This is a genomic window from Wolbachia endosymbiont of Drosophila tsacasi, assembly GCF_028982115.1.
In the GTDB taxonomy this organism is placed as follows: Bacteria; Pseudomonadota; Alphaproteobacteria; order Rickettsiales; family Anaplasmataceae; genus Wolbachia; species Wolbachia pipientis_B.
The window spans coordinates 1-8,168 of sequence record NZ_JAPQLJ010000029.1 but is presented as its reverse complement, the minus strand read 5'-3'; the positions used below and the strand labels follow the sequence as shown (position 1 = coordinate 8,168).

The 8,168-nt window shown below is 33.3% G+C and carries 10 protein-coding genes; 4 read left to right on the top strand and 6 right to left on the bottom strand.

Annotation, left to right across the window (positions count from 1 at the left end):
* Positions 1 to 561 precede the first annotated feature (561 nt).
* The gene (locus OZD70_RS01750; protein WP_275020451.1) at positions 562 to 2,073 is read left to right on the top strand and encodes a proton-conducting transporter transmembrane domain-containing protein; all 1,512 of its coding nucleotides are present in this window, start codon (positions 562 to 564) and stop codon (positions 2,071 to 2,073) included.
* Here OZD70_RS01750 and OZD70_RS01745 read toward each other — a convergent pair.
* The 5 genes from OZD70_RS01745 to OZD70_RS01725 form a co-directional block, all read right to left on the bottom strand.
* Positions 2,055 to 2,726: a VirB8/TrbF family protein gene (locus OZD70_RS01745; protein WP_275020448.1), complete on the bottom strand. Its 672-nt coding sequence runs from the start codon at positions 2,724 to 2,726 to the stop codon at positions 2,055 to 2,057. The genes OZD70_RS01750 and OZD70_RS01745 overlap by 19 nt on opposite strands.
* 58 nt (positions 2,727 to 2,784) lie before the next feature.
* Positions 2,785 to 3,579, bottom strand: coding sequence for a hypothetical protein (locus tag OZD70_RS01740; protein WP_275020446.1), 795 nt, complete (start codon positions 3,577 to 3,579; stop codon positions 2,785 to 2,787).
* Positions 3,580 to 3,652: 73 nt separating this feature from the next.
* Positions 3,653 to 4,474, bottom strand: a complete 822-nt coding sequence (locus OZD70_RS01735; protein ID WP_275020444.1) for an AAA family ATPase — start codon at positions 4,472 to 4,474, stop codon at positions 3,653 to 3,655.
* 44 nt (positions 4,475 to 4,518) lie between these two features.
* On the bottom strand, positions 4,519 to 5,079 hold the full coding sequence (locus OZD70_RS01730; RefSeq protein ID WP_275020442.1) for an L-threonylcarbamoyladenylate synthase: 561 nt from the start codon (positions 5,077 to 5,079) through the stop codon (positions 4,519 to 4,521).
* 118 nt (positions 5,080 to 5,197) lie between these two features.
* Positions 5,198 to 5,668 carry a hypothetical protein gene (locus OZD70_RS01725; RefSeq protein ID WP_275020439.1) on the bottom strand — a complete coding sequence of 157 codons (471 nt, stop codon included), beginning with the start codon at positions 5,666 to 5,668 and terminating at the stop codon, positions 5,198 to 5,200.
* Between the two features lie 75 nt (positions 5,669 to 5,743).
* On the opposite strand from OZD70_RS01725, the gene miaA reads away from it, so the two are divergent.
* Entirely contained in the window at positions 5,744 to 6,637 is an 894-nt protein-coding gene (gene miaA / locus OZD70_RS01720) for a tRNA (adenosine(37)-N6)-dimethylallyltransferase MiaA (protein ID WP_182183571.1), read from the top strand.
* Between the two features lie 3 nt (positions 6,638 to 6,640).
* Here the strand turns inward: miaA and OZD70_RS01715 are convergent, their stop codons facing one another.
* The gene (locus OZD70_RS01715) at positions 6,641 to 7,042 is read right to left on the bottom strand and encodes a hypothetical protein (protein ID WP_338062930.1); all 402 of its coding nucleotides are present in this window, start codon (positions 7,040 to 7,042) and stop codon (positions 6,641 to 6,643) included.
* Between the two features lie 33 nt (positions 7,043 to 7,075).
* Between OZD70_RS01715 and OZD70_RS01710 the strand changes: the two genes are divergently transcribed.
* Positions 7,076 to 7,306 carry a hypothetical protein gene (locus OZD70_RS01710; RefSeq protein WP_275020106.1) on the top strand — a complete coding sequence of 77 codons (231 nt, stop codon included), beginning with the start codon at positions 7,076 to 7,078 and terminating at the stop codon, positions 7,304 to 7,306.
* A 14-nt stretch (positions 7,307 to 7,320) separates the two neighbouring features.
* On the top strand, positions 7,321 to 8,168 hold an 848-nt coding region (locus tag OZD70_RS01705), incomplete at its 3' end, for an IS110 family RNA-guided transposase (protein ID WP_275020111.1).

Here is an 8,168-nt window from a genome sequence, read left to right as displayed (position 1 = left end):
ATAGTACGCCAATTTGCAGGATTAGAGAGTGACAACTAGCTAACACGGGGTTTCTTTTGCCTTTTTTTCTGCTTAGTAAATTTCTTAAACATTTGAACTAAGGTGAGTTGCACTTAAAAGCAGCTAAATTGCAATGTTTAAGACTTAAAAAAACGCCAATACAGAAAATAGACAATGACTAGAGCTTCTTTTGCCTTTTTTTTTATTTGGTAAACTTCTTAATGTTTATAGCTAAACGACAACCGTCATCCCGCAGCAGGATCTCTTGTTAGCGCCGCGGCGGTATGACGGTTAAGTAGCCAGTGCGTGACACTTGTATCTGGGATCCAGCCTTTCTGCAATCTCATCGAAAACGTTTTTCTATGCTAGTTTACAAGCAAACTTTCCTGGATCCCAGTGTCAAGCACTGGGATGACATCTTTGTTATGTTTAACAAAAACAAATGTTCGTACAGCCATGGAATGAATCGCGATATAGCTATAGCATATACAACAACTAAAAAAAATAGCAGTTTTTCTATGATTTGAGTATAATTCTAGATTTACCTAAACAGAAAATTTAATGGACTATATCTTAATGTATCTTTCCTTACCATTCTCAATTACCGAGAATTATTTATTAATTACTGCATTGATTCCACTTTTAAGCGCGTTAGCTATTTTTTTTACTGGTAAATGGCCAAGAGTAAGCAGTGGCGTTACTGTTGCTTTTTCTATGCTTCTATTTGCGTATACATCTCTATGCACTTTATATTTGGTGTATGGTGATCATCCTCAATTTATTCTCATGGACTTTGGTAGTAATTTGCATATTAGTTTGAAGCTAGAGTCTAGTGGAGTGATATTTGGTTTATTAATATCATTTTTGTGGGTACTAACCAGCATATATGCAATATGTTATATGCGAAATAACTATGCTGATAGCAATCACTCAAGTTTTCTATGCTTTTTTTCAATATCAATTAGCTGTGCAATGTTTATTGCTTTTTCTGGAGATTTGCTCACTACATTTGTCTTTTATGAGCTTCTAACTATTAGTACATACCCTCTGGTTACTTACAACTCAACAAATGAGTCAGTAGTTGCAGGACGCTATTACTTTGGCGTGCTATTTTTTTCTTCTTTGGTATTATTTTTTCCCGCAATAGGCCTCTTATATAATGAATTTCATACTTTAGATTTTGTAAGTGGTGGAATATTCAAATTTGATACTTCACTCATCACTTTCATTGCAGTGTGTTTTGCTATGCTGATTTACGGAATAGGAAAAGCTGCATTAATGCCAATGCATTTTTGGTTACCAAAAGCAATGGTTGCACCAACTCCTGTGAGTGCACTATTACATGCTGTTGCTGTTGTAAAATCCGGAGTTTTCATCATCATAAAAGTTATATTATACACCTTCGGCGTCGATAACATGCAACGTTTTGTGCAGCAAAATTGGTTTGCTGGAGGGTGGCTTCCATACGCTGCTGGATTTACTATTATTACTGCATCATTGATTGCATTAAAGCAAAAAGAATTAAAGAAATTGCTTGCTTACTCTACCATCTCTCAATTGTCGTATATTATATTATTTGCTTCAATTTTTAGTGAGCTCAGCATGAGGGTTGCAATTTTTCAATTAGTTTGCCACGCATTTGCAAAAATCACTTTGTTTTTCATTGCCGGAGCAATAATAACGAAAACAGGTGAGAAATATATAGATAAGATTCATGGTATAGGACGCAGTATGCCAATTAGCATGACAGCATTTGCTATAGGTGCATTGTCTATGATAGGGGTGCCGCCTGCTCCGACTTTTTGGGGTAAATTTCTCATTTTTCAAGCTGTTTTCAACTCTGGCAATGTAATACTTTCTGTGTTTGTAACTCTAGTGTTAATTGTTAGCACTATACTTAACGCTCTGTACTTTTTACCGATAATTTACAATGCTTTTTTCTTAAAACCTTCTCAGAATTCCTTGATTAAAAAAACGCCAATTCTTCTAGTTTTACCTCCAGTTATCACTGCTACATGCACTTTAGTTATTTTTTTTAGCTACCAAGTAATATTTCAAAATCTGTATTTATAACCATTAACAATAAATTTAAATGGTATTATACCAGCCAGGGTTGCTTTTATACTCGACAAAGTGAAGCTAATCTCCAAAGTATGATCTTTCACCTCCTTATTTTGCTCGGTTGTAAAAACTACAGTAGCATTTCCAGCAAATGTAACTAAGTCCTTGGTCGATCGATCAATAGATAATGTTATTACATTTATGTTGGCAGTTTTTCTTCTGGATGAAGGTGAACTAACAGCTTCTTTATTCGTTTTTTCCTGAAAGCCTTGATAGATTTTATGTATAGAATTGTTTCTTATAAAATTTTCTTGGTACTTCGGTTCAACGATCTTAATGGACTCGTATATTTCAATGTATTTACTTATTAAGTACCTCGCTGTGGAAGTGTATTCATCTTCCTTTTTACTGAAACTAAGCTTATGCATTGCAGAGAACTCATCTTCTGTGTGGTTCATGTACTTCACAAAATTTAAATTTTTTTTAACAGGAAATAACAGGTATATGTTTAATATTAATAAACATAAGCATACTAGGAGAAGCGATACTATTAATGCCATCCAAGATCTTTCTGCTACACAAAATAGATACCTATGGCAGTACCATTCGACTGCTTTACTGAAATAACTTTTGTTTTTTACTGATTCAAGCAATTTATCTTCCATAACAAAATGCTACCAAACCCAACTATAATAACAATAAGATTAGATACTCCAAAAAACTTTAAAATATGTCTAAATTTCCCAAAATAGGATGAATGATTATATCACCTTGTTCCGCAATAAGGTAGAATTTATCGATCTTGCTCACATCTACATTGATCATTTTTACACTGAAATTTTCAGGATTGTAAATATTACTTTCAGCACTTTTGTGATAATTATAATAATGTAATTTATTTTGATCATCAAAATAACCAAATTCATCAGCAAGGGCTCCTACTCTGCTACCTTTACCACTTTTGACTAGCCTAAATAGATCAATCACATGGTTTTGAGATCCAGGCTCAATAGGCCCTTCTACAGCAAAAAACTTAGGTGCATGACCAACATATTCCTTAAATTTCAGATTATGAGTCCTTTTTACACTACCAAAATCCACAAACTTATATTCATCTGAAACGCCAGAATATTGTGGATCATACTTTTTATATTCAAAAAACTCATTACCTAAAAAATTACAAAACGTTAATTTATAATCATCAAGATCGGATTTAATGACTTTAAGGTAATGAAAATCTCTAGGAATCTTTACTTCCTCTTCAGTGATATGATTACGTACAACAAGCTCACCATTTAGTATATGATAGCGAACTTTTGGCAAAGTAGCTATATTGATTGCCTTGTTTAGCTTAAAATTTGCTTCATAAATGCCGCTTAACAACTCCTTTCCTTTTTCTAAGGTGACGTCCTGGTCTAAAGCTATATTCTTGATTGAACTTAATTCTTTCTGCATGTTTAGTATGGCTTTCGTCAAAACTTCTATTGATTGCCATACAGTTAATTTATTATCAGTCAAATTATATACTTCGAGTATTAATTTAACAGAATTTTATCATGAATTTATGTTAAAAGTATTATACTTTGTAAACTTATGTCATGATATTAACTACATCAGCTAAAACATGCTTTTTATCTAAGTGAAGTTGCTTAGCAACAACGAAAAGTTCATCTATTTTTTTCCACTGACCTAGTAAAATTTCAACACCATTTACCTCTCTCTTTATGCTTTCTAAAATGAAGGCCTGAATTATATATGATGCTAGTTCTAGTTCGATTTCGCTATTAATTACTTTATTAATCATATTGGGATTCTTTAAATCATGAAGAAATTTATAAAAGCATTTGTATGCTTCATAAGCATCACTACTTATTGCATTTATTATCATTCCTGGCATTCCAGGAAATAAAGTTATCATTTCGTCAAACGTTTGATTATCAAATTTACATTGAGATGAAGCAACTTGCTTTGTTTCATCATAAGTTAATGGAAGTAAATTTAGCTGAAAGCACCTACACCGGATAGTAGTTTGTATATCATATGGCTTATGGCTAATTATAAATATCTTAGAATTTTTTGGCGGCTCTTCTAATATTTTCAATATTGCATTTTTAGCGTTATTAGTCATTGCCTCTAAGCTATCTATTATAGCTACTTTGTGTTCTGATTGAATGGGACTTAAGTGTAGAAAGTTTTTCATCTCTCTGACTTTTTCTATTCCGATAGTATCACCTTCAACAATGTGTAAGTCCAATCCTACTTCATTATAGCTTTTTATGAGTAACCAATTGGAGAAGGATTTTGCAAGCGTTGCTTTTCCTATACCTTTTTTACCACAGATCAGACAAGACTGAACAGATAAGTTGTTCATTAATTTTTTTTTGGCTTGGTTGTGACCTATTACTTTTTTCATTCTTTCTCCTGTAGATCTTAGTTTGAAAATGCATTGGTTACTGTTTATAATAAAATTGCACCTTCCCTTAAAACCTTAATCTTATCTTCGGTTAAGTCAATAATAGTAGATTCTATACCAGAAACTAATTCATCATCTTCAATCACTGCAGATAAATGTTGCTTAATGGATTGTGGTATATCGTCTGCCTTACATACACTTTTTTCTCCTGAAATATTTATACTAGTTGCCACTATTGGAACTTTCAGTTTATTTAATATTGAAATTGCAATAGGATGCTCAGGGATTCTGATGCCTATACTATCTTTAAAGAATGCGTTTGGCAATATATTATTGTTTTTAAGTGGTAAAATATAGGTAATCGGTCCAGGAGAAAAGTTGTTTATTAAATCAATATATCTTTCCTTCACCTTTGCTATTTTTATCAAATTGTAAATATCACTAACAAATATGGAGAGTGGCTTATTTTGAGAGCGCCTCTTTATCTGATATATTTTTCCTATAGATTCATTATCTAGTGCATTACAAGCAAGAGCATAAACTGTTTCTGTTGGAAAACACACTAACAAGTTGTTCTGTATTGCATTTATTATTTTAGATACCATATAGCTAAAAACTTATTCATAACAACTAGATCAATTTTGTTGCATTGTATCTTATATAGTAACTGCTAGTTTTTGTGAACGTAATGCAACGCAGCTTACCATTTGTTATGCAGACTTGCTACAACCCAAACTCTTCATTGACTTTATCAACTATTGCCTGTGGTGGATCCTCTCCCCATCCTGAATACAAAATCTTTCCATAGTCTGCAACATCTATAGAGCCAGTTCTGCTTTTTGCTAGAAACATTTCTCTTTTCTCTTTATCAACTAATACATAATGCCACGCTGATTTTCCACGATCTTTACCACGGACTAAATATATAAGATCTGACCTACTTCTTTTTGTTGCATCAGCAAAAGATCTTTCATTGACAGTTCTGCTTTTACTTTTTATGCCGCCACTTTCAGAAAAAGCTTCCTTGGATTCGGCTTTTTTGTTTGCTAATTCAGAAATTTTTCCTTTTTTCCCCAATGCCCGTTCTTTGGTATTTTGAGACGAATACTTACTGGAAAAACCTTCCCCTGTACCGCCAGGAGTCCTGTTTGTGAAACGCTTAATAAATGAATTATTGTCGTTGTTTTCTGCCATAAAAATCTCCAAACTTTAGATTGTAGGACCCAAATTTTTACTACACTCTATCATATGTTAATTAAATTAATATAAATGAAAAATAATATAGTAATTATTACAGGAATTACAGCTTCAGGTAAATCAGAATTGTGTGATAACCTGATAAAAAAATATAATAATATCAGCATAATAAATTGTGATTCAAAGCAGGTATATGAAGAAATTCCCATAATTACTGCTCAACCACTAAAGCAAGAAGAATTTTATAAATTATATGGTTATGTTTCAGCAAAAGAAAATTATTCCGTGGGTCTATGGTTAGAGGATTTAGAAAAAGAAGTTAATCACGCATTAGAAAATGCTCAAATACCTATCATCACTGGAGGAAGCGGGCTTTACATCAGCAGTTTAATCAAAGGCTTATCATCAATGCCACAAATAAGTCAGAAAGTGAGGAAAAATGTAAGCGAATTAAGGAAAAATTTAAGTAAAGAGGAGTTTTACAAATTAGCGCTAAGCAAAGATCCAAGGATTCAAGGTAAAGTATTCATGAATGACTTGCACCGCCTTTCAAGGGCACTTGAAGTTATCACTGAAACTGGTAAGACAATCTTTGTATGGCAAGAAAATAGACAGCCTCCTTTATTCAATAATTTTAAGATATATACAATTCTGCCTGAGCGTGAAAACGTATACAGAAAAATAAATTCTCGTTTTATCAAAATGATCGAAAATGGAGCAATTGATGAAGTAAAAAAGCTACTTAGTATGAACTTAGCTCCACATTTGCCAGCCATGAAAGCACATGGAGTGCCAGAAATTGTAAAGTATTTGAAAGGTGAGATTACTTTAGACGAAGCGATACAGATTGCTCAAACAAACACAAGACACTACGCAAAACGCCAGTACACTTGGTTTAAAAACCAGTTCCCAAGTTCTGAAGTAATTGATTGTGCAAACAAGCTAACAGCGCTTGAAATATTTTAATTGTTAGTTTCCAGGTGTATTTCCATGCTCATTGCTATGAATGGGCGGTTCCATATTTTCCAGATGGCTGTTCACTTTTTGTGGCTTATCCAAGCCATGCTCTATTTTTATTTTAAAAAATCCAAGCCTCTCGCAAAACTTCTGAAAACACTCTTTTATAACGTCAAACAAGTTTTTATCACCTATATTATAGTCCTTCAGTCTCTTAGGAACAGTAAGTGACAATTTACCATCTTTATATATTACACCCTCTTTCCCATCTTGAGATTCAAGTGTGAATTCAATTGAGCTGGATAGATCACACACCTTGTCACCAGCTTTACCATCACTCCTTTGGAAAAATATTGGTAATTTCATATCCGATCTAATACTTACATTATTTTGGTCAATATAATCAATATTCATTACTCTTTTAGGAGCATCGAACAAGGAAAAATCTTGTTAAACCTGAAAGAAACTATTTTATCCAGTGCTATAACAATTTTTAAATATAATTTATTAAGAAGTATTTTTGCAGTTATAACCGGAACGCTCAATGGTGCTAGAGTGCCCGTTTGGGAGCATGGTTTTGGAGGAACGGTTAAACCACTGATGGAGTCTATTACAACTACCTCGATTAGAAGATTGTATAATCTAACCGTCCCAAGCTTAAATACTTCTTCATTATAAGTTATAGGAGGTCAATTACAATGACAAAAAGTAAATTAGAGGTAATGAATCCTGATGCAGCAGGGATAGATGTTGGTTCGGCTGTACATTATGTATGTATACCCGAGAGAAGAGATGAGCAACGTGTTCAAAAATTTGGCTGCTTCACTGAAGACCTTCATAATTTAGCAAGGTGGTTAAAAAAGTGTAAAGTTACAACCGTAGCGATGGAATCAACTGGTGTATATTGGATTCCTTTGTTTCAAATACTGGAATCTTACGGTTTTGAAGTTAAGTTGGTAAATGCGCGACATGTAAAAAATGTACCTGGGAGAAAGTCAGATGTTCAGGACTGTCAGTGGTTACAACAACTACATAGTTATGGATTACTCCAAGGGTCATTTAGGCCAGATAGCCAGATGTGTGTATTGCGTAGTTACGTGCGACAACGTAAGAACCTCACTGAAAGTGCATCTACACATGTTCTGCGTATGCAGAAGGCATTAATTCAAATGAATATACAACTGCATAGAGTTATAAGAGATATAACAGAAGTAACTGGTATGAAAATTATCAAGGCTATAATTAAAGGCGAAAGAGATTCTGGGAAATTGGCTCAATTCAGGGATGCACGAATAAAAAATGATCAGTCTACTATAGCAAAAGCGTTAGCTGGCGATTATAGAGAGGAACATGTATTCACGCTAAAGCAAGAATTTGAACTATATAATATTTATCAAGAAAAAATAGCAGAATGTGATAGAAATATTGAGGTCTATTACAAAACGTTTGAAACAAAATCTAACGAAAGTAAACAGTTGAGTAAGGAAAAGAATAAGCACAGAAAAAGTAAGCCTGACTTTGCTTTGCACGAGGAACTGCA